We start from the raw sequence: 26,061 nt of genomic DNA on the forward strand, positions 1-26,061 counted from the left end.
GGATTTACTTTTACCATACCCCATGCTAAAATGTAACTTATACAAGAAATGAATAACGATTGCATCAATGGAGGAGCCTGTCATCATAGGGTTCTTTTTGTCTTTTTTTCGATCGACTGACAAAAAGGGGCCTGTGATTACAGGCTCCTTTTGCATTTTTATTACACCTAAAGGGGGAACGTTCATGCTCATTTTCCAATTAGCCGCGATCCTGATCGCATCCAAGATAGCGGGAGACATCAGTGTGCGACTTGGGCAGCCTTCTGTACTCGGAAAGCTGTTGGTCGGGATTGTACTTGGACCAAGTGTGCTCGGTATCGTTACAAACACAGAAATCCTTCAGGAAATCAGTCAAATTGGTGTTATTCTCCTGATGTTTATTGCCGGTCTGGAAACCGATATTGATGAATTCAAACGAACTGGCAAAGCCTCTACTTCTGTCGGGGTGATGGGGATTATCGCGCCATTGGCATTGGGATATGCGGCTGGACTCGTCTTGGGACTCTCCTCCATTGAGTCTGTCTTCCTCGGCCTTCTGCTCTCAGCCACAAGCGTAAGTATCTCTGTACAAACGCTAAAGGAATTGGGCAAACTAAAGTCGAAAGAAGGCGCGACTATCATGGGTGCTGCCGTCATCGACGACGTCCTGGTCATTATCGCCTTGGCCTTCCTGATGAGCTTTGCTGGCGGCGATGTGAATCTCGGCATGGTGATCCTGAAAAAAGTTGCGTTCTTTGCCATCATCATTCTGGTCTCCTGGAAAGTGGTACCGTGGGTATTGAAAAAATTTGCCCCTCTCCAAGTGACTGAATCTGTAATATCCGCGGGTTTGATCATCTGCTTTCTGTTTGCGTACTTTGCCGAATATACTGGTGTGGCCGCCATCATCGGTGCGTACTTTGCCGGTGTCGCCATCAGCCTGACCAACTACAGAGAAGAAATCACGCACAAAGTGGAAACCATCAGCTATTCGATATTCGTCCCGGTCTTCTTCACTTCTGTTGGGGTAACTGCCCAGTTTGCCGGAATATTGGAAAACCTGTGGATTATCGTCCTGCTGAGCGTTCTGGCGATCGTATCCAAGCTACTGGGAGGAGCACTCGGTGCAAAAATGACCGGCTTTCCGTGGAGAAATTCCATGGCGATCGGCTCTGCGATGGTCTCGCGTGGTGAAGTCGCCTTGATTATCGCCGCTATCGGTCAGGAGAGCCAACTTCTCACAGAAGACATGTTTGCCATATTGATCGTGGTCGTACTGGTAACCACCATCGTGACACCACCGATGATGAAAGTATTCTTCTCCGATAAAGGGAATAAAGGAGAGTCCGTAGCGCTGAAGAAAAATGCGTAACCCAATCACGTAAGCCCTCTGCTGGAGGGCTTTTTTAATAGAAAATCACTCCCTCCTTCCTATCCAGAATTCCTGCGTCCCCCTTTAGCATTTCGGTATAATATAAATGGATATTTTTAGCATCATGGCGACATCAGCAATTCGAGGAGGTACAGCGTCATGAAAATCGTCATTGCCCCTGATTCCTTCAAAGGTAGCCTCACCGCCAAGCAAGTAGCAGTGGCCATCCGTGCTGGTGTTCTCAAAGCACTGCCAAATAGCGAGATCGTCATCAAGCCGATGGCGGACGGTGGTGAAGGAACCTTGCAATGTCTGGTGGACGCAACGGATGGCAAACTGTTGCAGGCAACCGTCAAAAATCCGTTAGGTCGAGACATTACCGCTGAATTTGGCATTCTCGGCGATGGGGTGACGTGTGTCATTGAGATGGCAGCCGCATCTGGTCTCTATCTGATTGAAGCAGAGGAGAGAAATCCCCTCTTCACCACTACCTACGGATTCGGACAATTGATCCTCGCCGGGCTCGATCTTGGCTGTCGTCGCTTCATTCTCGGTATCGGAGGCAGCGCTACCAATGACGGTGGCGCCGGCATGCTGCAGGCACTCGGCTTTCAATTGCTCGATCAAGATGACCAGCCGCTTTCTTATGGAGGTGGTGAGCTATCAAAGCTGAGACGAATTGACCGTAGTCATGCAGACGCCAGACTTGAAGATTGCCAATTCATTATTGCCTGTGATGTCACCAATCCGTTCGTCGGTCCGAATGGTGCCTCCTATGTTTTTGGTCCGCAAAAAGGGGCAACCACTGACATGATTTCTCGACTCGATGACAATCTACGTCACTTTGCCGATCTGATCCACTCTACAGAAGGCATTGCCATTCACGATTTGCCTGGAACAGGAGCCGCAGGTGGTGTAGCTGGCGCTCTGCTCGCCTTTTTGCACGGCCACTTGCAATCTGGTATCAAGATCGTGAGGGAGACTACCAAACTGGCAGAAGCTATGGCAGGGGCAGACCTCGTATTGACCGGTGAGGGCCAGGTAGATTTTCAGACCGCCCAAGGAAAAACCCCTTGTGGCGTCGCACAGCTGGCCAGACAATACGGCATTCCTGTCATCGTACTGGCTGGTTCAGTCGGAGAAGGGATCGACTCGCTTTACCCAGAGGGCGTCACTGCCATACTGAGTATTACCAATAAACCCATGTCGCTTGAACAGTCTATGCTGCAGACGGCCAAGCTACTGGAACAATCCGCCGAACAGGTTGTGCGTATCTTTGCTTCTCATCGGCTGTAAATGAGCCGCACATCTCGATGCAGAACAAAGCTCTCCTCCCCCGCCACAAACTGACGGGGTGGAGAGCTCTTTGCTTTTCGGCACTACTTATTTCGTTTCACGGTGCAGAGTGTAACGCTTCAAGCGCGGGGAGTACTTTTTCAGCTCCAGTCGTTCGGGATGGTTGCGTTTGTTTTTCGTCGTGATGTAGTTGCGATCTCCCGACTCCGTGCATTGCAAGGTAATGTTTACACGCATGTCTTTCTCCTCCTGATTAAGAAATCATCGTCTCGACGACGGTATCTGCTGTCGGCAACGGGTCTGGCAGCTTCGTCCAGTCTGAGCTGTACTCTTCATCCGTCAGCAGACAAGTATTTAATTCGCTCTCGATCCGCTCGCGTTCCAAGTCGATGCCGATAAACACCAGCTCGGTGATCCGGTCGCCGTGCACAGGATCCCACGTATTCGCCCACTCCGGATCTTCTGCCAACAAAATGCTTCGCTCTTCCTCAGGCAATGCTGCCGTCCAGAACCCGGCCATCCCTACTTCAATCGAAGGTCCTGCCTGACTCAGCGTCATCGCTATATCATTGCGGGTCGCGAGCCAAAAGAACCCTTTTGCACGCACCACTTCCTCTGGCCATTGGCTCAGCCATTTTCCAAATCTTTCGGGATGCAACGGGCGTCTGGCCCGATAGACAAAGGACGAGATCCCGTATTCGTCCGTCTCTGGGGTGTGTTCTTCCTTTTCCAGCTCGGCAATCCAGCCTGCAGATTGACTGGCCCGTTCAAAGTCAAACAAGCCTGTATTCAAAATCTCGTGAGGATCTACCTGACCTCGCTTGGAACGGATCAGCCGCGCATTTGGCTGCAGCTTGCGCAGGACTCCCTCCAGCTGCATCAGATCGTCCGGGTCAACCATGTCACATTTGTTCAGGATGAGGACATCGCAAAACTCGATTTGGCTGATCAGCAGATCGACAACCTCGCGGGTATCATCAGCACCAACTGCCTGCTCCCGGTCCAACAGGCTCTCCCCCGAGGAAAAATCGTGCCAAAACCGGTACGCATCCACGACTGTTACCATCGTGTCCAGACGGCAGTGCGCAGAGAGATTAATCCCGTTTTCTTCGTCCATGTACGTAAAGGTCTGCGCGACAGGAACTGGCTCACCGATGCCCGTCGATTCGATCAATATGTAGTCATAGCGACCTTCCAAAGCTAGACGCTCTACTTCTGTGAGCAAATCCTCCCGTAAGGTGCAGCAGATGCAGCCATTGGACATCTCTACGACCTTTTCCTCCACGCGAGAAATTCCCCCACCTTGAGATACGAGTGCACCGTCCACATTTACTTCACTCAAGTCATTAACGATGACGGCTACACGCAGTCCGTCCCGATTGTTCAACACATGATTGAGCAAGGTCGTCTTGCCTGCTCCCAAATAGCCACTCAACACCGTCACGGGTATCCGGTTATCTTCCATTCAGAAATCGCTCCTTGAAGGTTAATAAAACGTAATTATTACGATTTAAAATCTATCCTACACACCACAAGGTGCCTTTGTCAAGATAAAACGTAATTGTTACGATTTAATAGCGATAAGAAAATCTCGGTTCGTGAGAGGCTGTAGTGGAGGAGCGGAAAAAGGAGAAAACGCTCCAGGTTAGTAGGGTCACTTGCTTGGGGTCATCTCTGCACGGCTGTTCCCCTAATACCTTCGCTCTTTTCTCCTTTTTCCTGGACAGCTATTAGTTAAGAGCTTCTTTGAAAGCATCTTGGAATATTGAACCCTAAACGAAAAAAACTCCTTCTTCACATTGTGAAAAAGGAGTTTCAGAGAAACCTAAGAGTGCATCGAAAGGGTTTTAGAAAAGCTCGATGAGTAAGGATCAGCTTGCAGGAGAAGCATGTTTCCAGGCGGAGCGGACAGTCTTCACTCCCTAGCAGGACGTAGCCCGGAGCGCAGAGTGGAAACAGGCTTCTCCCCACAACCGCTACTTTTCGAGCATTTTTCCCATATTTATTTCAGCTTGTTCATCGATACAGCTTCCCCATAGGTCCCAATGACTGACTGGTAAACGCTTCGTACGTTCAATAGCGCCTGATCGACGATAGCCTCAGGTCGATTGTCCTTCCAGGTCAAAAGGCTGTAGGTATCGCCCGTAGCATTCGGCATCGTTACCAAAATGTCTTTGATTCCATCTGGATTCCCATGAGTGATCGCGAGTTTTGGCATGTGTCCACTGTCTCTTTGTCCTACGGAAATGAAGGTTTGTTGATTGGACTTTCCTTCTCGTACGACGACACGCAGATTGTCTGCTCGCAGATTCATCGCACTACCCATTTTGTCTCCGACCAAAAAGATGTGGTCCTCTACGCCGTCACCCGTCACATCTGCATACTTGGTATCCAGCACGTATGTAATGTCTTTCCCCATGCTGAACCCGCTGTTGACATCTACCTCAGTAGACGGCATGTTGTCCCAATCGCCTTTTTGTACCGAGACGCTGAGCAGCTGCGGCTTTTGGTTGACGATGTTCCACACACTGGTTGCGACGGCGATACGATCTTCTCCGTTTACACCCCAGATCATTTGCATGCCTTTCCAACGCAGGTTGCCATTGGCATCATAATACGGGATCAGCTGCACCAGCTTTTGCGAAAAGCCACTCATATTCTTTGCCAGTTTGCCGTTTCCTTGGTAAACTCCTTGTCGTACATAGGTCGCTTTATTGGCAGACACATCAAAGGTACTAACTGCTTTTGTCACGCCGTTTGTGACATTCACTTTGAAGCCATCTACAAATTGAATCGTAAACGGAATGTTATTCTGAGGTTGCAATAGGACAACGGAAGCAAATGATTGTGTGTTGAGTGCTTTCGCTTGAACCGGATCGGCTCCTAGACCTGCGCCTAATAGAATCGCGCCGCTGCAAGCGACAGCCACCAAAGATTTATGCCATGCTTTCATACTATCGTCCTCCTTTTTGATGGGGTTCTTCTCTATTTCCAAATGATTACACCCATGTATACCCTTCCCTGTCGTATTTATAACGAAAGAACTGCGACAAATGTTGCAAGTAATATTTCCCTGCCCCTTTTCTGTTTTTTTACCGGTTTGCAACAACTTCACGTGTCTGACAGGCTAAAATAGAGTCAATCGACCTAGAAGCAGAAAGGAATCTTCCTCATGAAAAAGGCTTGGCTATACTCTGCCGCAATCTGCATGACGCTGATCAGTGGATGCGGACTTACAGATACGCCCAACGAATTAATGCGCGCACCTTCCGCAGATAGCGACCAGCAATCGATTAATCAGGCTGTCATGCAATTTTTGCCACCAGGGTCCCAATTGACCGTTCCCCTACATCCTGACGAGTCAAGTGCTGTTTCCCTACAGGATCTGAACGGCGATGGTTCCCCAGAAGTCACGGCTTTCTACAAAACCGAAAAAACGGATTACGAGATCGGCGTGCTGATCCTCTCGCAAAAACAGGGAAGCTGGGCCAAGCTCGCGTCTTTTACAGGCATCGGCAGTGAACTGGACTACGTCCGATTCTCGGATATGACGGGCGATCATATACCTGAAATGCTGATTGGTTTTGGTGGAGGCAACGATCTGAACAAGGAGCTTTCCGTTTACTCGCTTTCACAAGGAAGCTTGCAAGAGCTGTTGAAGCAGACGTATTCCGTCGTGGCAGTGGGCGATTTGAATGGCGACAATCTTCCCGAATTGGCCTTGGTCTTACACGATCACAATAACTTAACCTCCAAGGCACAAATTTATGGAGCGACCCAAGAAAAACTGGTCAAGCTAACAGAACTCGATCTAGATGGCTCGGTAAACGGTTATGAACAAGCGATCATCGGAAAAGCTTCCACCCATCAGAATGGACTGTTCATAGAGGCTGGCCTCGGGGCACACTCGGCCTCCACCGATTTATTAGTGTGGGAAAATGGTCAGCTGCGCAATCCTCTGGCCAGAATCGATGGTCAAATGGACCTGACCTTCAAGCCTTATCCGCTCTACAGTGAGGATATCAACGACGATGGCATCATCGAGATCGGTGTCAGCACCCAACCGCTTGGGACCGACGATTTGCCTATGGCTGCCATCCCATGGATTTCTTCCTACTTCCGCTGGGACGGGGCGACCGGATTGACTCACGTGGAAGACCATTATCAAAACTACTCGTACGGAATCGATTTTCATATTCCGCAAAAATGGGACGGAAAGTATACGATCGAAATGGGTCAGGAGCCGGAAATTCCTCCGATTCGCTTCCTCTATTTCGATGAGAAGACCAAGAAAAAAGCGGAGCTGCTCACGATACAGATCGTTCCGCAAAAGTCCTGGAGCCAATTTGAAAATGATCTCAAGCAAAAGCGTGTCCCGTACGTCTTATTGAAAGAAGAAGGCAAGCAGGTGAACGTAGCGATTCAGCCGCAAGGGTCACCTGAGCTGAATCCATCCGCTTTGCAGGAATACAAAACGATGCTCTTGACACCAGACGAGATTCGTCAGCTGTACCGTCAGATGCGTTCACCCTTTTAATCACAAGACATTCCCTGAAACAAAACAGGAAAGGAGCCCTCATGATGAAAGTACTGCTACTGGAAGACGAAAAATCGATCCGTGATTTTGTCCGCATCAACCTGAAACGGGAAGGCTGCGAGGTCGTGGAAGCAACGACTGGAGAAGAAGCGCTGGAGCTGGCGGACAGTCAACAAGATATCGAGATCGCGATTCTGGATGTCATGCTGCCCGGCATCGACGGCTTCGAGGTGTGCGGGCTTCTGCGAAAAAAGTACCCCCGCCTCGGGATTATCATGCTCACGGCCAAAAGCCAGGAGCTGGACAAGGTGATGGGACTGGAGTTCGGGGCCGACGACTACGTGGGGAAGCCGTTTAGTCCGGCAGAGCTGTTGGCCCGTGTAAAAGCGCTGCACCGACGCCTCACCCCACTCGATTCACCGGTTGAGAAAAACGAGATCGACATTCATCCGTTTACCCTCTTGCTGGACGAACGGAAGCTGATCAAAAAAGATCAGGAAATCGTCCTGACCCCCAAAGAGTTCGCGATCATCAAGCTGTTGGCGGAGAATGCGAACAAAGCCATCAGTCGCGACGAAATTTTGACTGCCGTCTGGGGGCAATTTTTTGTAGGCGACCTAAAAATTGTTGACGTTAACATCCGTCGCATCCGTCAAAAGATCGAACACGATCCTGCCCACCCCGCCTTCCTGGAGACGGTCTGGGGCTATGGGTATTTATGGCGAAAGGACGTTACTGATGAAGGGAATTAGGACCCGGCTGATTGTCTATTTCGGCCTGATCCTGCTCTTGATCGTCCTCGTGCTGGAAGGGTTGTTTTACTGGGCGGTGCACACCTACTACTTCGGTACAGCGACCGAAGCGCTAGTGACTCGTTCCACGACATATACCAACTTTATTAACAAATACGCGACTGGCTATCGCCTCAAGGACAAGGCACGCTACATTTTGGAAAATGCCTCAAGCGAGGAGTACGCCAAAATTGAGGTTTTGGATACCAGTGGCAAAGTCATTCTGAACTCGTACGGTTTTCAGACCGGGGAAGTGATCAATACGCCTGATGTGTCAGACGCTTTGAAGGGATTGACGGGAATCCATGTGGGGAAAAGCCCGATGACACGCGAGCGAGTCATCGCAGTTTCTACTCCACTTACCTTTGATTTCGAATATGCGGGGGTCCTGCGCTATACGATCTCAGCCGAGCCGCTCTACCACGCCGTCAATCAGATTGCCTTGTACGGGGCTGGCGTTGGGGCTGGCGTCGTGATTTTTGCCTTTGCGCTCAGTCTAATCATCGCCAAGCGCATCGTGGATCCGATCGAAGACCTGACCAAAGCCGCTACCCAAATGGCCACCGGCAACTTTTCCGCTCGCGCCGTCAAGCGCTATGACGATGAAGTGGGGACATTGGCCGAGGCGTTTAACTACATGGCTGCTGAAATCGGGAAAAATGAGAAGCTGAAGAACGATTTTATTTCCTCTGTTTCGCACGAGCTGCGTACACCGCTGACCTCGATCAAAGGCTGGGGAGAGACGCTCATCTCGGGAGGACTCGATGAGCCGGAGGAGACGATGCTCGGGCTGGAGGTCATCTCCAAGGAGACAGACCGGCTGATCGGCTTGGTGGAGGAGCTGCTCGACTTTTCCAAGTTTCAGTCCGGGGAGATGAAGCTGTCCTTGGAGCGTATGGATTTGCGTGAGGTGCTGGACGACCTGCATCTGCAATTTGCCATTCGCTCTCAAGACAAAAAGGTGGATCTCCAGTTGGAGATTCCTTCTGCTCCCCTAGCGGTCATGGGCGATTTTAACCGCCTCAAGCAGGTTTTCGTGAATCTGTTGGACAACGCCTTCAAATTTACGCCGCGTGGAGGTTCGATCAGCGTGGCAGCTGCTGAATCTGGCGGCAGGCTGATCATTTCCGTGACCGATACGGGGGAAGGCATCGACGCAGGAGACTTGCCACATGTCACCGGGAAGTTTTACAAAGGACGGTCCAAGCAATCCGGCAGCGGCCTGGGGCTGGCGATCTGCAAAGAAATCGTAGAGTTCCACGGAGGATGTTTGTTTATAAACAGTATCCTCGGACAAGGCACGACCATCACCGTCGATTTGCCTGTAGCCGAAGCCATCACATCGATAGAAAAAGGGTAGGAAGAGCTTGTAGACTCTCCTACCCTTTCTTTTTGCGGCAATCAAACCTTTCCCTGGATGCGGCGCACGATACCCGGCGCGCGCCTCGAAGCCTGTGGCCGTTGTGTCAACCTACTCCCTTATTGTTCTGCACAATCTACCACTTTATTTTCGCAGATTCCAGCATGCTCCCCTTTAGCACGCTGCCCTTTCCCCATTCCCTGAGAAAAAGGAAATAAAGATAGCAGACCTAGAGTCGCCAAGAGCGCACCCACCCATAGAGGTGACACGAGGCCGTATCCAGCGTCGATGGTGAGTCCTCCCATTGATGAACCTACCACCACGCCGAGACTGATCACAGAGCCGTGCACAGTCGTTACCAGCGATCCGGTATTGGCAACTCGTGTGATCCGGGTCGTCATCGCAGGATTCATGGGGACTCCTGCCAGACCGACCACAATGACGGCGATCATAGCGACAATCGTACTGTGGGCAAACAGACCGAAGAAAACCAATGCTCCAGTAAGTGTGACAAGCCCGATGGCCAGAATTGGCATCATGTACTGATCGGCGAGCCTACCCGTAACGATATTTCCGATAACCGTCGCCACGCCGTAAATCCCCAAAAGCAGGGGAACCATCGACGTGCCAAAGCCAGTGAGGTCAGTCAGGATCGGAGAAAAGTAACTGAATGCTGCAAAGGTAGCTCCAATAATCAACATGCTCGTGGCGTAGGCCGCCCAGAGGTTCCCATTACGGAAAGCTGCCAGTTCTCCACGGATACTGACGGACTCCGGTTTGGGTGATGACGGAATAGCAAACTGTCCTAATACTCCCGATAGAAGAACCAATACAACGACCGCCCAGAAACTGGCGCGCCATCCGAAGTACTGGTCAAACACCATTGCCGCGGGCAATCCGATTGCGGTAGCGACCATTAACCCACCGAGGACGACGGAAGCAGCCCGCCCCAGAGCCTCAGGACGAACAAGAGTAAAGCCGATTGCTAAGGAAACACCAAAGGTCGCGGCTGAGGAGATGCCTGTGATCACCCGTGCAACCATCATCATTTCATAGCTGGTGGCTAACGCTCCCAAAGTCTGCCCAGCAAGAAAGACGACGGCAAGCGCCAGAAAAGCCTGTTTTCGCGGCACCTTCAATAATCCAACCGTCAGCAGCGGACCGCCAACAATCATCCCCGCCGCGTAGGAAGAAATGAGGTAGCCAATGGCAGCGACGGATACCCCAAACTCAGCTGAAAGTGAAGCCATCATTCCAGCCACCATAAACTCAGAGGTAGTCATGGAAAAGATCATGAGACCCAACGCATAGATTGCAAATGGCAAGATTCCTTCTCTCCTATCCCTCATGTTCTTTTTTTGTTTTGTAACAACCAGTACAAAATTAGGCGCAAATTGCCCATGGGTGCAACTTGCAAACAAACTGCCAGCACTGAAAAGGCACACGTTGCTACGACAAACGCATTTGTTATAAGGCTGCTAACGTCCCTTCCACTACATCCTCCAGTACACTGCGGTCCTCTACGACCTTGCCCAGTACACGCAGACCGTAAAAGCTGCTCAGAAATGACCGAGCCAGCTCGAGTGCAGGGCGTTTGGAGGTAATTTCCCCTGATCGTTGACCTATCGCGATGACGTGGCACAACGCCTGTTCGAGGCGCCCAACATGACCACCAACCAAACGTGCAACCGCCGAATCCTTTGCGCCTCGCTCAATCGCAGCATTGATTGCGAGACACCCCCGTCGCTCTTCTCCGTGAAAATCCTGATCGATCCCCCACTCCATCAGAGCACGCAGTCTGTCTTTTACAGGTCCCGGCTGTTCCAATACTTCTACCTGTATTTCGATGCCCAGCTCTTGATATCGTTCCAATGCCTTCTCGTAAAGCGCGTGCTTGCTGCCGAACGCGTTGTATAAGCTTCCCCGGCCAAGACCCGTCCGCTCGCATAATTTTTCTGTGGAACTACCCTCGAAGCCATGCTCCCAAAACACTTCCATGGCAGCGTCAATCACAGTTGTATCTTTAAATTCTCGAGGTCTGGCGCTCATATCGTCAGCTCCTTTCATGGACTCGGATGTTCGTTAAATCCTTTTATCGATGGGAATGAGTTCCATTATAGATATTTTGTAACGATCAGTCAAATATCATTCTTTCCAGTTAACTTTGTTAAAACATCCTCGGCGCTCCAGAATTCATAAGCGTTAGCGCTAATAAATTCTTATACGTAAAAAAAGGGAACGCTACCGTAGCGTTCCCTTTTCCCATGTTGTGTTTAGAAGCTATTCTCAATAACCAGTTGATCCAGACCCAAGCGATCGGTTGGATGTGCTTGCACGCTCGCTTTGCCCAGTGTGAGCATCAGAGTCGGAATGTATCGGGATGGGATGTTCAGGGCTTCGATCAGCTTATTTCTGTCGTAGCCTCCCATTGGGCATGTGTCATACCCTTTTGCTTTTGCAGCGAGCATTAGCTGCATTGCAGCATAGGAAGAATTGCGGATTGCCTCGTCACGCGCAATTTCTGGATTGTTTTTGTAAGCACCCTCGACTTGAGCAATCATCGTGTCACGTACTTGCTGCGACACGATTCCTTTAGCAAGAGCATGGTCGTACACAACAGTCGCCGCCTTGTCTGCTTCCAGATCTCCCAGTATGATGATAGTAGCGTAAGCGTCAACGACTTGTTGTTGATTGTAAGCGATCGGCAGGAGCTTTTGCTTGATAGCCGGATCAGTTACCACCAGAAAACGCCAGTGCTGCAGATTCCATGAGGATGGCGCGCTAGCTGCCAGACGCAAAATTTCGTTCAGCTCACCTTGAGGAATTACCGCGCTCGGATCGTATTTACGTACACTATGTCTTGCTTCCATCGCCTGTTCGGCTGTTAATTTCATTTCCGTTTGCATAAAGAAGACCTCCTTCATTTTCAGTAAAATCTCAGAAATATGATACTCACTTTATTATAGTTAGATACAATTTGCAACTATGTTTTTTACATTTTTACAGTTTTTTCACAAGACACCATTGTCGTTTCACTTTTTATTGTTTGGAGGAGATCTTCATGAAATTCAAGGATAACATTGTCATCGTCACTGGTGCTGGAAATGGAATTGGTCGTGCCGTGGCGACGCTGTACGCTACACAGGGTGCTTATGTGGTCATTGCTGAGCAAAACCGCGAGGCGGGTGAGTCTGCCGCCCACTCGATCAACGCATCAGAGATCACCACAGGAACCGCTACTTTCCAGCAAGTCGACGTCAGTCAACCCGATCATATCGTGCAGCTGATGCAGATGGTCGATGAGCGTTGGGGTCGTTTGGATGTATTGATTAACAACGCCGGCCTTTCCACGTGGGAGTCTCCTTATGACCTGACAGTGGAAGCGTGGGATCACATCCTCAACACCAATCTGCGCAGCGTCTTTCTCGGTTCACGTGAGGCAGCCAAGGTCATGCGCAAACACGGTGGCGGCTCCATCGTCAACCTGTCCTCGTCCCGCGCGCACATGTCGGAACCAAATTCCGAAGCATATGCCGCTTCCAAAGGGGTAATTCTGGCCTTGACTCACGCTTTGGCGGTTTCATTGGGCACGGACGGCATCCGCGTCAATGCCATTTCACCGGGATGGATCGAAAATGGAGACTATTCGGCCCTTCGCCCTGAAGACCATGCGCAGCACCCAGCCGGACGCGTCGGAGTGCCGGATGATATTGCCCGCGCCTGCCTGTTTTTGACCCAAAAGGACAATGATTTTATTACCGGTACTGAGCTGGTCATCGATGGCGGAATGACGCGAAAGATGATTTACGAGCCATAAGCTAAACCAATGCCCCTCCTTTTGAATACCTTGGTAGTACCTAGAGACAAAGGAGGAGTTCTATGCCATTTGAAGAGGAAGACCTCAGACTGCTCGCGCTATGGCTACTTGCCATCGGGTATCTGATTCTTGCCATAACAGAATTTGCTGCCCTCTATTAACGAAAAACAAATGGCCAGGCACCATACACGAAAAAACCACTCGTCGAATGATATGACGGGTGGTTTTTCTGTAAACTTCCATGATCACCAGGTTTTAAACGGCGGTGAACCAGGCGCCTGATGCTGGATCTGCTCCATGATCGGATAGCCATACGCCATTACGATCAGAAAAGCGACGAGCCCTATCCACACAGGCCAGCGTTCCAGAAAGCGTGGAACATGCTGCTCCTTCTCTGTCTCCCCAATCGGATACTCCATGTACCCCTTTGGCGCGTAGAAGGTTAAGTACAAAAGAATGAGGATCAGCAGGACGGCCGATACGAACAACAGACCGCCACCAAACGCCATCATCCGTTGGTAATCCATCCAGCCCAATGCTGTCGGATGATCCATATAGGTCGTGAAATCGGTCCGACGAGGTGCTCCCTGCAAGCCCATCGTGTGCATCGCAAACGACATCAGGAACATCCCTACTGCCCAAAATACTGTCTGCACCATCCCCATCCGATTAGCTGTACGAGTGAGAGTGCGTCCGGTCAATACCGGGATCAGCCAGAAGCTGACTCCAAAGAACGTAAGTGCAACTGCCGCCCCCACTGTAATGTGGAAGTGACCCGTGACCCAAATCGTATTGTGAATGACCGCATTGATCTGGTTACTTGCATTGATAATACCGCCAGCTCCCCCAGGGATGAAGAAGAGCATCCCGACAAACGGAGCGAAAAAGCGCACGTCCGTCCATGGCATTTTTTTCAGCCAGCCGAAGAGACCGATACCTCCCTTTTTGCGTCCTGTGGTTTCGAAGATCGCAAACATAGAGAAGGCTGTCATGAGCGACGGAATGACGACGATGAGCGTCAGTGTCACGTGAATCATTTTCCAGCCCGCCGAGATCCCTGGCTCCATCAGCTGATGGTGAAAACCTACTGGAATCGAGAACAACAGCAGGCAAATAAACGCGAGGCGGCTGAGCGAGTCACTGAAAACATGCCCGCCGATAATCCGCGGTACACATACATACCAGGCGATGTAAGCTGGCATCAGCCAGAAGTAGACTAGTGGATGCCCAAAGAACCAGAACAAGGTACGGCTCAGCATGATGTTGATCGTCGGCGATATTCCGAGTGACCAAGGAATCAGCTGAAAAATGACCTCGACTGCCACTGGGAGTGTCGCAATGATCCACATCACAAACGTCGTGACCGACATGAAAACAAAAAGCGGCGATACTTTGCCTTTGTTCTCCTTTTTCCATTTATGATAGCTGGCAAAGACCGCAAAGCCTGCGAACCAGCTGCCGACTACGAGGAGCGCAGCCCCGATATAAAAGTATGGGGATGCCTTCAACGGAGCATAAAACGTGTATAGCACCGAAGCTTCATTCATCAAAATAGTGACGATTGCCATCAAGGTACCCACGACCATCAGGATCCAGCCAGCCCACCCCCATCCGAGAGCAGTGCTATGCAGTGATCCCCCTGTCGTGCGCGCTACACCAGTCAGGAGAAAGCCAACGATGAAAAACGTGGTAAAAATAAGTGCCATCAGCACACCGTGGGCAGTCAAAATCTGATAGTAATTCGTCCAACTGGGTAGCTCTATGATTCCGCCACGCACCATACCTTGTAACATTCCTGCCAATGCCGCCAATCCAAATGCGATGTACGCCACCCAAATGAAGGACAACCCGAGGAGGGCAGCCGGACGCGTGACAGCAGCAGGTAGCCGATCTGTATCAACCTTTCGTGCGATTACCATATGAATCACCTCACTCTATTTCACGATAATCGTGGTCGCCATCACCTGATGACCAGCGCCGCAGTATTCATTACAAATAATCAAATACTCGCCAGGTTGGTCAAACGTATACGTGGCGGAGTTTATATGTCCGGGCAACACCATAAAATTGACGTTTGTACCGGGAATCTGGAAGCCGTGGATGACATCCGGACTCGTGACGTGAAAATTCACCGTGGAACCGACCGGCACTTCCATCTTGGTCGGTGAGAAGCCAAATGCAAAGGCCGTCATGTAGGCGTCGTATTCCTGATCCCCTACCTGTTTCAAGCCTGGTTTATCAAAAGGCGGCGTCTCCAAGACCTTGGCTGGATCAATCATTTCCATATTGCTGGGAGGTGCCATCCCCATCGCAAACGCATTGACACACAGCAGCAGGATAAACAAGGCCAACCCGCCAGCGCCAAGCATCAACCAAATTTTCTCAAACCTATGCAAATGCATACGTACCCTCCTTCGCTTTCCCTCTTATGCACGTTCCAGGAAAAGGCCAAATACACCAAACCAACTGAGGAGAATGATCCCTCCGACGATCAGCACAGCAGCAAACGTTCCCTGGAGATTTTCTGATTCGGTCTGTGGGTTGGTTTGCTTTTGCCCCTGGTTCTTTTTCGCGCTGTTTGTCTGCGTCTCCATCGCGCTCTCCTCCTTTCTTTGTGCCTTTCATGGCGTCGTTCTTTCACGCCTTCATTCTATCCCGTGGTACAGGTCGAAGTAATTCGGGGAAATCCCCTAAAATCAGGAGAAAACACCCTGATCTTATCCAGTTTCTGTCACAGGTTCGACACAGCAAGTCCATCAGCGGCTGCAATCCATCTATGGAAAAGAGTACGGCCTGCAGATCCAAAGCAAGCTTGGTGCCGGAACGATCGTATCTTTAGCAGCCCCGTTATCCGATTCTTGAAAGGATGTGAATCCACGTGTTCTTGAAAACCATCATTATTGATGACGAGCCGGCCATTTGTTCCGAATTGGAATACTTGCTGAAAAAATATATTGATATCGAAGTGATTTCGATCCATTACAATCCGATGGAAGCACTGCCCCACATCATCGATTCTGAGCCTGATTTGCTTTTTCTCGATATTCACATGCTCGGGATGAGCGGCCTTGAATTTGCTAAGAAATTAAACCAGCTGTCCAAGCCTCCACTGATCATTTTTTCGACTGCTTTTCATGAACACGCTCTGGAAGCTTTTTCGACTCCTGCTGTTGGTTATCTGACCAAACATATCCTAGAATCATCGTGCAGCGACTGTCCCGGACCGTGCAGCGACTGTCCCGATGCTAGACGAGCATCTGTATCCGCAAAAACAACAAGATTATTCCGATCAATGTGAGCCTGCGGGAGAGAGATTTATATATTGCTACAAAAGAGAGTATCGAAAAGTGCGACTTGTCCCTGAATGAGCTGGAAGCGATTTTGAACCGATCGGGTTATTTCTTTAGAAGCCATCGAAACTATATTTTGAACGTGAGACAGATCAAAGAAATCATCCCTTGGTTTAACAACACGTACTTGATCAAGATGAACGACGACAACCAGACAGATATTCCCGTAAGCAGAGGGAAAATAAAAGCGTTTCGCTGCATGATGAACCTGTAATTTCAAAGAATGACAAACGGAGCGTAAGATCGGCTTGCATGCCTCTTGCGCTCCGTTTTTTGTCAGACATGTGTCGCGATGTGCCACCCCTTGGCGATCAATGAAGCGAGGGGGAAACACCCGGATACTTCAGTCCCAGGTAAGATTGTTCACAAATTGTTCACTTATGAAGAAATTTTCGTTTATCTATACTAACAAGACATCAAACAAAAGGAATGAAGCGAATTGCCTACCACGAAAAAAGAAGGTATCTATTTTGGTTTCATGATGTGCTTTGGGATGGTTATCGTTATGACTTTTTATAACTTGTTCATCAATGATTTGTTTAGCGTCATCACTCTCAAGGCAGGAATCATTCAGTTTTTCATCACATTCCTGGTTGCCGTCATAGTTGAATCATTTATTGTGGGTCCGATCGCAAAGAAAATCGTCTCTATGCTACCGTTCGATAAGTCCAAGATGCCTCTCGTCATCATCGCTATGTCAACTTGCATGGTGCTAGGAATGGTGTTCCTTATGTCGCTTTATAGTCTGATAACATCATACGTCTATCTAGGCGTAACCACCGAATCCTATGTAAAAAGTTACTTTTACATCTTCATCAAAAATATTGTGTTTGCATTTCCTCTGCAATTAGTTGTCATGGGCCCTCTCGTTCGGTTTTTATTCAAAAAGTTCTTTCGATGCAATCAAACTCTCAAGACAGCTTGATGCAATGCCTGACCTGGGATCTCTGTCCCAGGCCTTTCCTTGCTCCTGTTTATAAAAAAGCATGCAGCAGGAAAAGAACCGCAAAAGCTAACCCTGTGCGCAAATGCCACTTCTTGTCCAGCTTCCGATACCGCAGCAATCCAGAGATCGGCACGGGGAGCAAGACACAGAGAGCCAGCAGACCACTCACGTTTGAAAAATCCAGCTCGATCCCGTATAAGAACGCTCCAAAGACATGAAGGACAATGAGAGCAAGCGCCACTACAGCAGCAGGAGTATGCCATCTTCGTGCCAGACGCGAAGCCACAATCATCCACCTTTTCACACCATTCCATCGATCAACCATCCCCTTCTGGAAAAGAAAAAGGATGGCGTAATGTGCAAGAACAATAAATAGCGCTAGTCTCGCCAGAGAGCCTTCATTTTTAAAAGTAGATTTGAAATCCCTCGTATGAAAGTTGGAAGATGGGTACTGGTACAGCTGCCAGCTTCCCCACGCTACTATAACAACAGCAAGCACGAGGGCACTGTATACCCAAATCCTCTCCGTCTTGTTTGTGATCCCATTGTTGCTTATCTCTATTTGTCATGGTCGAATATCACCTCGTGGCTGAATCACGGGAAATACAACAGTGAATTGTGTTCCTTGTTCCTTGGAGCTTTTTACGCTGATTTGCCCTTTGTGCATTTTGACAATTTGAGCCGCGATGGCAAGACCCAGGCCCGTTCCTTCTACATCACGAGATCGTGCCTTGTCCGCACGATAAAACCGCTCGAAAACATAGGGCAAATCTTCTTCAGGGATTCCGTTTCCGTAGTCACGGACAGAATACGCGACCTTGTTTGTCCCTTCCTTGACCGCGTCTATTTCCACTTTCCCTCCCTGTTCACTGTACTTCACCGCGTTATCGAGCAAAATATAGAACAGCTGTCGAATCGAATCGCTGTGTCCCAACAAATGGACCGAATCAAGCTCGACTTGGTTGACCACCGTTACCTCTTTATCGACAGCCTTGATTTGCATCCGATCGGCTACTTCAGCGATCAGACTGCGAAGATCAATCGGCTGGAAAGACAACTTTTGGTTTGTTTCCACATCACTTCTCGCCAATGTAAGTAGATCATCGATCAGCCTGCTCATCCGGTGAATCTCGTCCACCATGCTTTGCAGTACTGTTTGGTGAAAGGCAGGCAGGGATTCCTTCTTTTCCTGCAGGATTTCTGCCGAAGACAAAATGACGCTCAAAGGCGTACGCAATTCGTGAGAAGCATCCGTAGTAAAATCCTTTTGCCTTTTATAGGACCGATCAATGGGTACCATCGCACGTCCTGAAAACCAATATCCGATCAGGGCGGCCAATCCTAGCAAAAGGATAGCAATTACCGTCAAGGTCCACTTCATTTGCTGCAACAGCTGCTCCATCCGGGACACATCTTCCGCCAGGTATATTTGAACATCCTCCCCTGCGACGACAGGACGGTAGACAGCAAATATTTTCTTTTCCCCCTCGGCATGCAAAAAAATACGAGTCGTTCTACCCTCTTCCGGTGCATGTTCCCTGATCGCCTGTTGAAAAGAAGACGCGAACTTACCGTCATGCTCGGGACTCATCTTTACCAGCATCTGCTCGTTTGACACCAGCATGAAAATCTGGTTTTGCTGCAAAAAATCGAGATCCATTCTTCCCACGAAATTAGGGTCTGCCTCTCCAGATCGTCCGGACAGCTTCCTTTCCTGGGATTCCTTCCACTCGTGTATGGCTTTTTCCGCAATCGATTCCAACTGCATCTGCTCATTTCGACCGATGACAGCAGCGAGCGTCCAATAAAAGCCGACAAACACTACCACTAGAATCAACGCCAACATCCCGCTGTACATGAGGGTCAGTTTCTTCCTCGTTTTCTCAAACACTTTCATTCTCCTCTGACAAAAAGAGACGGTAGCCGATGCCCCTGACGTTGTGAATCAGCTTGTTAGGAAAACCGTCATCCACTTTTTTACGCAACAGCTTGATCGCCGCATCCACTGCATTCGGCGTGATCGTCGCATCCAGACCCCATACATAGTTGAGAATTTGCTCGCGTGTGAGTACCTTCTCCGCATTACGTAGAAAAAACTCCAGCAACTGAAACTCTTTTTTGGTCAACGTGAGTAGTTGCCCTTCTCGATATACCTCATGAGTCTGCCGATCAAGCGTAATTCCCGCATATTCGCAGGTCTTTTCCTGATTGATGGCAACAGGAATTCGCCTGGTCAATGCGTGAATTCTGGCGAACAGCTCTTCAAAAGCAAACGGTTTGATTAAGTAATCATCTGCCCCTCTGGTCAGTCCAGTCACCCGATCATCGATGGCATCTCGGGCGGTCAGCATCAGGATGGGGGTCTGATCGTTGCTTGCCCGTATTTCCTCACAAAGCATCAATCCGCTTTTCTTTGGCATCATCCAATCCAGAATGTACAGATCATAGTGGGCTTGTTGCAAATAATCCATCACAAGCTCTGGGTCTGCTACCCATTCCACCGTATGATACCCCTGATTTAATTTGTATTGAATCAACGGCCCCAGCTTGGGGTCATCTTCTACCAGTAGAATGTGCAAGATTGCGTTTCCCTCCTAAAAAGGCTCTGGCGATCAAGAGAATCGTCACCGCGGTAAAAGTGAAAACATAGAAGAGAATGATCCACCCCTCCCTGGTGTCAGTACCTACGCCCATCCCGTGAATGAGAGCCATCACAAAAGTGGGGTAAGAGCAGAGATGGACGGCTCTCCATACTTTCTTGTTCAATTTGTTTCGCAGATCGGTAGTCAAAATAATGGCAACCATGCCGTAAGCGGTGATCGTACCCAATCCATTCAGGAGCGGAGAATGAGAAGCCGTAAACGGAAATAACAATTCGCCCCAAGAAAAAGGCATATACGTGTCAATCACGAGCAGCATAGCATGAAAAACCCCTAGGAACATCCCAGAAACAGAGGCTGCCGAATGTATTTTGTAAAGTCTTCCCTTTGTTTTCGGAGCCCAACCCGGCATACTGTAGCATATACCCAGGCCAACTCCTGTAAAGAGCATGAAATAGGACAGCAGTCCGAAGAATCGAATCAGCTCCCAAGTAGGGAAGTGTAACACCCATTCTGTCATAGCATACGCTTTCCTTTCTTCTACATCGTGATATCGTGAAAAAAATCGATTCGATTGATCTCCCATCTTTCCTTTTCATGGTGAGGATGGGCGAATAAATGAATGTCTCCCATATCGGAAACTATCAAAGCTTCCAAGCGCGGGCAATGTTTTCGCAGCAAGGCCTCTCCGCTTTTCAGCCCCAAAATGCAGACGACCTTCGCCCAGATTTCGCATGCGATTACACTGTCTCCTACGATGCTGCACTGGGCGACATCACTGTTCCCTGGCTTCATCGTGCGAGGATCTATGAGATGATGCTGTTCTTTGTGCTGACTATCCTTCCATCTGCGGCCCCATACGCTGGAAGTCGCCACTGACCCTTCCCTCAACGTGGCGATCGCCAGCTCCTCGTCCCGATTCCACGGGCTGGAGATGCCTATATACCATGGCTCATCGGCACTGCTGCCTCCCCAGACCTGAACATCTCCCCCTGCGTTGACCAACCCTCGCTTGACTCCGTGCTTGCGCTGCAGCCGTCCAGCCAATTTCTCAGCTGACCAACCCTTGGCGATTCCCCCTAGATCGAGATGGGAGCCTGTTCGCAGCTGCACTGCTTTCATAGCCGAGTGGAGCGTCATGGATGCTAGGCTGAAAGAAAACTCATCCGAGGTAGTTGCCTTCTCCCTATCCAGCTTTTCAAAGGATTGGTCGTATCCAGCAGCATGGAGCGCATCGTAGACAAAGGGAGTAAAGATGCCTTGTGTCTGTATGCGATAGGCTTCTGCCAACGCCAGCACCTCTGCCATTGCCCCTGAGACGAGTGTGAGTCTACCACTATGGCTATTGAGATAGGACAGCTCACTCTCAGGCAAAAAGCGGCTAAAACGGTGCTCGACAGCGTAGAACCACTTGTTCACGATTTGTTCTAGAGCTCGACTCATCTGCTCGGACTGACTTAGCAAGATGGTTTCCATCTCGGTGTTCATGGCACGACAGCGATGGACATGCAGATCCTGTTGCATCCGATTTCCTCCTGCTCCGTCCTTCGATTAACGGCTACGAGTGATGGCTCTTGGAATGAGATTTTTTCTTTTTGCTCGGTTTTGTTTCCGCTTGCGTGGCAGTACTGTCTTCTGCTTGCACCGCTGCTCCACTGTTGCTGTCAGCAGGTGCCACGGTAGTGCTTTCAGCTGGAGGCGCGACCGGAATATCAGCTGGTGGTGCCGCTGGTGGCACCTCCGTTGGCTGCTCTACGGCTGGTGATTTTACGGATGCCGGCTGTTTTTGTACCGGAGCTGGGGCAGTCTCTGCTTTCGGAGAGACGACTTGCTTCCCCTCACTTTTCGATGGTTTGGAACTCGCCACAGCTTTCGGTACGGAATGCTTGACGGGCTGTTTTTTTGGGGTGACCGCATTTTTTACCGGTGTAGTTGCGGCTGGCGAAAGTACCGTTTCGACTGAGGCTTGCGACACTTTGTGTTCCCATTCTTCCGCAGGCTTTTCCTCTGCTTGTGACTGATCCTGATCTGCTAGCGCATCCTCCTCGGGATCAAATGAATCATCGTTATCCTGGGCGGCTTGAACTGCTTTTCCGAACGCTGGGTCTGCTTTTGCCACTTGAAATACGACTGCCAACGAGACGATCAGGCCGCCTCCTATTTTCCATTTGAGCCATTTCGACTGCTTCGCCATGTTCTTGCTACCGTCCTTCCCTCCGCTTCTTCCCCCTCATCATAACGACCGTATCCTGAAAAAATCCTGAAATTCGCACACGAAAAAGCCCAGGAAGATTTTCCTGGGCCTTGTCCTTCATCTGCTCACTTCCTATTCAAAATCCAGCCAACCCTTTTTAATCGCATACCGCACCAGATCGGGTCGCGTACGCAGGTGTAGCTTTTCCATGATGTGCGCCTTGTGCGATTCTACCGTTTTGACGGAGACGGTCAGTTGTTCCGCGATTTCCTTGTTGCTAAAGCCTTTGGCGATCAGTACGAGCACTTCCTTTTCCCGCTCGGTGAGAATCTCGTATTTCGCTTGCTCTTCGCCGTTCTTTACCATCTGCAGAAATTCCTCGATCAACGATTTGGTCGCGGACGGATACAGGTACGCCATTCCTTTGTGCACGGAGCGGATCGCTGCGATGAGGTCCAGATCTGGGGCACTTTTGAGGATATACCCCGCCGCACCAGCCTGTAATACGCGAAACAAATACTCCTCGTCATCGTGCATGGTCAAAACGAGCACCTGAATATCTGGAGCCGTTTCCTTGAGCCTGGCTGTAGCCGTCAAACCATTTTCACCCGGAGGCATGCTCAAATCCATCAGAACGACATCAGGATGGATGTCCCATGCTTTTTCACACGCTTCTTTTCCGTCAGCAGCATATCCGACGACTTCCATATCCTCCTGGGCATTGATCAGCATTCCCAGCCCTGAGCGTACAATGGCGTGGTCGTCAGCGATCAGCACGCGAATGGCCATTCTCTGTCTCCTCCTTTGGAACCGGGATGCGGACGATGACGGTCGTACCTTCGTCAGGAGCGGAGCGGATGTCTACCGTACCTCCCAAGAGCTGCGCCCGTTCCTTCATTCCAAACACACCCAGACCCTTGCCCTTATGCAAGGTCTTTTCTACATCAAAGCCGACGCCGTCATCCACGATCGTCACCACCACTTCTTTTTCCCTGGCTTCGAACACGATACCCAACTGACTGGCCTGAGCGTACTTGGCCGTATTGGTCATCGCCTCCTGAACGATGCGGTAGAGAGCCGTCTCCATCGCTGCTGAATACCGACGCCGCTCTCCCTGCACGTGCAGCTCGACTTGAATATCAAAGCTTTTTTCCACCCGCTTCATCAAAGAACGCAGAGCAGGCAAGAGCCCCAGATCATCCAATGCCGATGGCCGCAGCTCCAGAGCCATGCGCTTTACCTCTTCCATGGCCTTTGCCGTCATCTGCAACAGATCGGTTACATGCTGGCGGATCGGGTCGCTTAATTGACTCTGCCCCACCACATTGAGCCCGACTAGAATGCTGTACAGTGCCTGACCGACTCCATCATGCAGCTCACGTGCAATCCGCTTGCGCTCTTCTTCCTGCGCTTGAATCACGTAGTTGGTCAGCTTGTGCTGGTAGCGCTCCTTTTCAGCCCGCTGCTGGGCAGACATGTCACGGATGACCATCACCAGCTCTCCGCTGGAATCATCCGGTAGTCTCGTTGAACTCGCTGCTACTGGATGTTCCCTACCGTCCTTGGTTCTAAGACGCATCTCGAAGGACGGCATCTGCACCTGCTTGAAAAAGCAATCAGCACAGGTCGTCTCCTCCATACAAGTCGCCATCCCCAGACATAGCTCACAAATATGTTTGATCCCGACCATTTCTTTCTCGGTCCAGCCCGTCATTTGCTCCAGTGCGGCATTGACCTTTACGATCAACCCGTCGCGGTCTACCACCAGGATGGCATCACTGACGTTGGCAAAGATCGACTGCATCAGCGAAATCATTTCACTGGACGTCGCCAGCTCTTCTCTCCACGTACTCATGCGCTCCTCCTCGTAAGACAATCTTCTTATCGCTATTGTAGAGTTTGCGGGCAAGAAAGTGTATCGGGGAATTCCCTGAACCTCGGTAGTGATGAGGGAGACTATTGACACGTTTTCTAATTCGTATATTATCTAATTAGATGAATGGCTAATATTATTCTCTGTTCGAAAGGAGTCCTATTTATGCCAACACCGTTTCCTGCCTCAAGCAGTCGTCTCGTCTACTCACCTGTTCTCGAGTCTGATTTTGCCGAGCTTCTCCACGTGTACAACTCCAACCCTGATTTCATGGAATACTCGTACGGACAACGCTTTGTCACCGTAGAAATTGTCGAGCAAGACCATGCGGATAACATGGCATTTGCCGACTCGTACAGCTATTGCTTGCGCGAGTCATCCAGTCATTCCCTAATTGGCATCGCCCAGTTTATTTTGAACAACCCGCGTGACGGACACCCATGGCTCGGTCTGATTATGATCGACAGTCGGGCACAGGGAAATGGTTATGCCAAGGAATTTCTTGATGGTCTGATCGATTGGTATCGGGAAAACGGCTACAACTCTCTTCATCTCGCCGTGTTGGAGAAGAATCAGGCTGTCGTGCCTTTTTACGAGGCCTATGGTTTTGCCACCTATGAAGAACGTGTCACTGAGACGCTGGGGCGCGTTATTTGCATGGCTTATCCGATTCATCCCCGCCCGTAGGTGTAGGCACCCCCTCCCGTTCTCTCCATATATCTGATAGGAGCAACTATTTTGTACGGATCAGACTGGAGGAATCGACGTGACGGGGAACGCTGCCGTTTGGTTGATCACAGGTGCTTTTACATTGTTCATCGTAGGAACAGATGTCTTTGTCGTCTCCCCCTTGCTGCCATCCATCGCAGCGGAGTTTTCGCTGACGCCTGCCGTAGCTGGTTGGCTCGTGACTGCCATGGCCATCATGTACGCTTGTGGTTCACCGGTGATGGGGGCTTTGTTCGACCGTTTCTCAGATCGACGCCGTCTCATTTTGTGGGGTGGTCTGACCCTATTTTGTCTCGCTAATCTGTGGACCGGCTTTTCCTCATCCTTTGGCGCACTCCTGGCTAGTCGAGCAGTGGCTGGACTTGCGCTCGCCGCCATTGCACCATGCGTTTACGCCTTTGTCAGTGATCTTGCTCCCGCTCGTCGCAGAGCAGCCTGGTTGTCCGTCGTCGTGTCGGGGAATTTGACCGGATTGTGGGCAGGCACTCCGCTCGGCACCTTGATCGCTGACCAGTACGGATGGCGCTTTACGTTTTGGCTCATCGCCGCACTCAGCTTTTTGTTGTCATGGATCAACCTCGCCATTTGGCCAAAGGGAAGCCAGTCACGTCCGTCGACGCATGGACCAGCTCCGTCTGTCGCATTGATGTTTCGCTCCGTTCTCGTCACGGTGTATTGGGCCGCTGCCATGTACGGGGTGTACACCTATCTGGGGACCGCTCTGGCAGAAGATATCGGCTTTCTCCCCTCTCAGGTCGCAGCTTCCCTGATTGCGTATGGGGTCGGAGCCATGCTCGGCAGCTTGAACGGTGGAGGATTGGCAGATAAATGGGGGGCGAAAACCATTTCTTCTACCAGTCTGCTAGCCTTGGTCGCTTGTCTTGGTTGTGTAGGGTTATTTTATCAGCAGGGGATCTGGCTATTTGGGGTTTTGTTTATATGGGCGTTTGTAGGCTATGCCTTTGTCCCTTCTTATCAATCTCGACTTGCACGAGAATATCCCGATTCCCTCGGAAGAATCATGGCGTGGAACATCACGGGCATGTACATCGGAATGACGATCGGTTCTTATGTGGGCGGACCTGTGTATCAGGCCTGGGGCTTTACGGTGCTCGCTTGTCTGTGCGCCGCCGTTGCGCTCGTCGCAGGTCTGTGTAGCCTGCGCCCTGCTCCCAGACAAAAAGAAGCGGAACAGCCTCTGCCGTTCCGCTTCTAAT

28 protein-coding genes are annotated in these 26,061 nt (G+C 50.2%); 11 read left to right on the forward strand and 17 right to left on the reverse strand.

What is annotated here, in order from left to right:
• Nucleotides 1–184 precede the first annotated feature (184 nt).
• Nucleotides 185–1,351 (forward strand): cation:proton antiporter, encoded by a 1,167-nt coding sequence (locus AN963_RS29035; RefSeq protein ID WP_055748040.1) that lies wholly within the window; start codon nucleotides 185–187, stop codon nucleotides 1,349–1,351.
• 159 nt (nucleotides 1,352–1,510) lie between these two features.
• Nucleotides 1,511–2,647 (forward strand): glycerate kinase, encoded by a 1,137-nt coding sequence (locus tag AN963_RS29040; protein WP_055748041.1) that lies wholly within the window; start codon nucleotides 1,511–1,513, stop codon nucleotides 2,645–2,647.
• A gap of 87 nt (nucleotides 2,648–2,734) precedes the next feature.
• On the opposite strand, the gene rpmG is transcribed toward AN963_RS29040, so the two are convergent.
• The 3 genes from rpmG to AN963_RS29055 form a co-directional block, all read right to left on the reverse strand.
• Nucleotides 2,735–2,884 (reverse strand): 50S ribosomal protein L33, encoded by a 150-nt coding sequence (gene rpmG, locus AN963_RS29045; RefSeq protein WP_055748042.1) that lies wholly within the window; start codon nucleotides 2,882–2,884, stop codon nucleotides 2,735–2,737.
• A gap of 16 nt (nucleotides 2,885–2,900) precedes the next feature.
• Nucleotides 2,901–4,112 (reverse strand): GTP-binding protein, encoded by a 1,212-nt coding sequence (locus AN963_RS29050; protein WP_055748043.1) that lies wholly within the window; start codon nucleotides 4,110–4,112, stop codon nucleotides 2,901–2,903.
• A gap of 537 nt (nucleotides 4,113–4,649) precedes the next feature.
• On the reverse strand, nucleotides 4,650–5,600 hold the full coding sequence (locus AN963_RS29055; RefSeq protein WP_055748044.1) for a hypothetical protein: 951 nt from the start codon (nucleotides 5,598–5,600) through the stop codon (nucleotides 4,650–4,652).
• A 219-nt stretch (nucleotides 5,601–5,819) separates the two neighbouring features.
• On the opposite strand from AN963_RS29055, the gene AN963_RS29060 reads away from it, so the two are divergent.
• From AN963_RS29060 to AN963_RS29070, 3 genes are read left to right on the forward strand one after another with little or no spacing between them, the layout of a single operon-like run.
• A complete protein-coding gene (locus AN963_RS29060; protein WP_055748045.1) occupies nucleotides 5,820–7,184 on the forward strand; it encodes a hypothetical protein in 1,365 nt (454 codons plus the stop codon).
• A 44-nt stretch (nucleotides 7,185–7,228) separates the two neighbouring features.
• A complete protein-coding gene (locus AN963_RS29065) occupies nucleotides 7,229–7,936 on the forward strand; it encodes a response regulator transcription factor (RefSeq protein WP_055748046.1) in 708 nt (235 codons plus the stop codon).
• Nucleotides 7,923–9,335 (forward strand): sensor histidine kinase, encoded by a 1,413-nt coding sequence (locus tag AN963_RS29070; protein WP_055748191.1) that lies wholly within the window; start codon nucleotides 7,923–7,925, stop codon nucleotides 9,333–9,335. The genes AN963_RS29065 and AN963_RS29070 overlap by 14 nt, the downstream gene beginning before the upstream one ends.
• 119 nt (nucleotides 9,336–9,454) lie before the next feature.
• On the opposite strand, the gene AN963_RS29075 is transcribed toward AN963_RS29070, so the two are convergent.
• The 3 genes from AN963_RS29075 to AN963_RS29085 all read right to left on the reverse strand — a co-directional run bounded on the left by AN963_RS29075 (nucleotide 9,455) and on the right by AN963_RS29085 (nucleotide 12,241).
• Nucleotides 9,455–10,660 (reverse strand): MFS transporter, encoded by a 1,206-nt coding sequence (locus AN963_RS29075; RefSeq protein WP_055748047.1) that lies wholly within the window; start codon nucleotides 10,658–10,660, stop codon nucleotides 9,455–9,457.
• Nucleotides 10,661–10,802: 142 nt separating this feature from the next.
• A complete protein-coding gene (locus AN963_RS29080) occupies nucleotides 10,803–11,384 on the reverse strand; it encodes a TetR/AcrR family transcriptional regulator (RefSeq protein WP_055748048.1) in 582 nt (193 codons plus the stop codon).
• A gap of 224 nt (nucleotides 11,385–11,608) precedes the next feature.
• Nucleotides 11,609–12,241, reverse strand: a complete 633-nt coding sequence (locus AN963_RS29085; protein ID WP_055748049.1) for a nitroreductase family protein — start codon at nucleotides 12,239–12,241, stop codon at nucleotides 11,609–11,611.
• Between the two features lie 155 nt (nucleotides 12,242–12,396).
• Between AN963_RS29085 and AN963_RS29090 the strand changes: the two genes are divergently transcribed.
• Entirely contained in the window at nucleotides 12,397–13,152 is a 756-nt protein-coding gene (locus AN963_RS29090) for an SDR family NAD(P)-dependent oxidoreductase (protein WP_055748050.1), read from the forward strand.
• Nucleotides 13,153–13,397: 245 nt separating this feature from the next.
• On the opposite strand, the gene AN963_RS29095 is transcribed toward AN963_RS29090, so the two are convergent.
• The 3 genes from AN963_RS29095 to AN963_RS29105 are packed head-to-tail and all read right to left on the reverse strand — an operon-like array spanning nucleotide 13,398 to nucleotide 15,746.
• Nucleotides 13,398–15,071, reverse strand: a complete 1,674-nt coding sequence (locus AN963_RS29095; RefSeq protein ID WP_055748051.1) for a b(o/a)3-type cytochrome-c oxidase subunit 1 — start codon at nucleotides 15,069–15,071, stop codon at nucleotides 13,398–13,400.
• Nucleotides 15,072–15,086: 15 nt separating this feature from the next.
• On the reverse strand, nucleotides 15,087–15,554 hold the full coding sequence (locus tag AN963_RS29100) for a cytochrome c oxidase subunit II (protein WP_055748052.1): 468 nt from the start codon (nucleotides 15,552–15,554) through the stop codon (nucleotides 15,087–15,089).
• 24 nt (nucleotides 15,555–15,578) lie between these two features.
• On the reverse strand, nucleotides 15,579–15,746 hold the full coding sequence (locus AN963_RS29105) for a cytochrome c oxidase subunit 2A (protein WP_055748053.1): 168 nt from the start codon (nucleotides 15,744–15,746) through the stop codon (nucleotides 15,579–15,581).
• Nucleotides 15,747–16,030: 284 nt separating this feature from the next.
• Here AN963_RS29105 and AN963_RS32200 point away from each other — a divergent pair, with 284 nt between their 5' ends.
• From AN963_RS32200 to AN963_RS29115, 3 genes are all read left to right on the forward strand, one after another.
• Entirely contained in the window at nucleotides 16,031–16,450 is a 420-nt protein-coding gene (locus AN963_RS32200) for a LytR/AlgR family response regulator transcription factor (RefSeq protein WP_236708139.1), read from the forward strand.
• Nucleotides 16,447–16,716: a LytTR family DNA-binding domain-containing protein gene (locus AN963_RS32205; protein WP_236708140.1), complete on the forward strand. Its 270-nt coding sequence runs from the start codon at nucleotides 16,447–16,449 to the stop codon at nucleotides 16,714–16,716. Before AN963_RS32200 ends, AN963_RS32205 begins: the two co-directional genes overlap by 4 nt.
• 225 nt (nucleotides 16,717–16,941) lie before the next feature.
• Nucleotides 16,942–17,427 (forward strand): hypothetical protein, encoded by a 486-nt coding sequence (locus tag AN963_RS29115; protein ID WP_055748054.1) that lies wholly within the window; start codon nucleotides 16,942–16,944, stop codon nucleotides 17,425–17,427.
• Between the two features lie 49 nt (nucleotides 17,428–17,476).
• Here AN963_RS29115 and AN963_RS29120 read toward each other — a convergent pair whose 3' ends face one another.
• The 8 genes from AN963_RS29120 to AN963_RS29155 form a co-directional block, all read right to left on the reverse strand.
• Nucleotides 17,477–17,734: a hypothetical protein gene (locus AN963_RS29120; protein ID WP_055748055.1), complete on the reverse strand. Its 258-nt coding sequence runs from the start codon at nucleotides 17,732–17,734 to the stop codon at nucleotides 17,477–17,479.
• Nucleotides 17,735–18,013: 279 nt separating this feature from the next.
• Complete coding sequence (locus AN963_RS29125) at nucleotides 18,014–19,339, reverse strand: sensor histidine kinase (protein WP_055748056.1); 1,326 nt, start codon at nucleotides 19,337–19,339, stop codon at nucleotides 18,014–18,016.
• The gene (locus AN963_RS29130; RefSeq protein WP_055748057.1) at nucleotides 19,332–20,027 is read right to left on the reverse strand and encodes a response regulator transcription factor; all 696 of its coding nucleotides are present in this window, start codon (nucleotides 20,025–20,027) and stop codon (nucleotides 19,332–19,334) included. Before AN963_RS29130 ends, AN963_RS29125 begins: the two co-directional genes overlap by 8 nt.
• Nucleotides 20,002–20,568 carry a ferric reductase gene (locus AN963_RS29135; protein ID WP_236708141.1) on the reverse strand — a complete coding sequence of 189 codons (567 nt, stop codon included), beginning with the start codon at nucleotides 20,566–20,568 and terminating at the stop codon, nucleotides 20,002–20,004. The genes AN963_RS29130 and AN963_RS29135 overlap by 26 nt, the downstream gene beginning before the upstream one ends.
• 20 nt (nucleotides 20,569–20,588) lie before the next feature.
• On the reverse strand, nucleotides 20,589–21,572 hold the full coding sequence (locus AN963_RS29140) for an FAD:protein FMN transferase (RefSeq protein ID WP_055748058.1): 984 nt from the start codon (nucleotides 21,570–21,572) through the stop codon (nucleotides 20,589–20,591).
• A gap of 34 nt (nucleotides 21,573–21,606) precedes the next feature.
• Complete coding sequence (locus AN963_RS29145) at nucleotides 21,607–22,242, reverse strand: hypothetical protein (RefSeq protein WP_055748059.1); 636 nt, start codon at nucleotides 22,240–22,242, stop codon at nucleotides 21,607–21,609.
• Between the two features lie 132 nt (nucleotides 22,243–22,374).
• The gene (locus tag AN963_RS29150) at nucleotides 22,375–23,031 is read right to left on the reverse strand and encodes a response regulator (protein WP_055748060.1); all 657 of its coding nucleotides are present in this window, start codon (nucleotides 23,029–23,031) and stop codon (nucleotides 22,375–22,377) included.
• Complete coding sequence (locus tag AN963_RS29155; RefSeq protein WP_055748061.1) at nucleotides 23,006–24,097, reverse strand: sensor histidine kinase; 1,092 nt, start codon at nucleotides 24,095–24,097, stop codon at nucleotides 23,006–23,008. The genes AN963_RS29150 and AN963_RS29155 overlap by 26 nt, the downstream gene beginning before the upstream one ends.
• 183 nt (nucleotides 24,098–24,280) lie before the next feature.
• Between AN963_RS29155 and AN963_RS29160 the strand changes: the two genes are divergently transcribed.
• Nucleotides 24,281–24,802, forward strand: a complete 522-nt coding sequence (locus AN963_RS29160) for a GNAT family N-acetyltransferase (RefSeq protein ID WP_055748062.1) — start codon at nucleotides 24,281–24,283, stop codon at nucleotides 24,800–24,802.
• Nucleotides 24,803–24,881: 79 nt separating this feature from the next.
• Nucleotides 24,882–26,060, forward strand: coding sequence for an MFS transporter (locus AN963_RS29165; protein ID WP_055748063.1), 1,179 nt, complete (start codon nucleotides 24,882–24,884; stop codon nucleotides 26,058–26,060).
• The last annotated feature ends 1 nt before the right edge of the window (nucleotide 26,061 follow it).

Source organism: Brevibacillus choshinensis (genome assembly GCF_001420695.1).
Taxonomy (GTDB): Bacteria; Bacillota; Bacilli; order Brevibacillales; family Brevibacillaceae; genus Brevibacillus; species Brevibacillus choshinensis.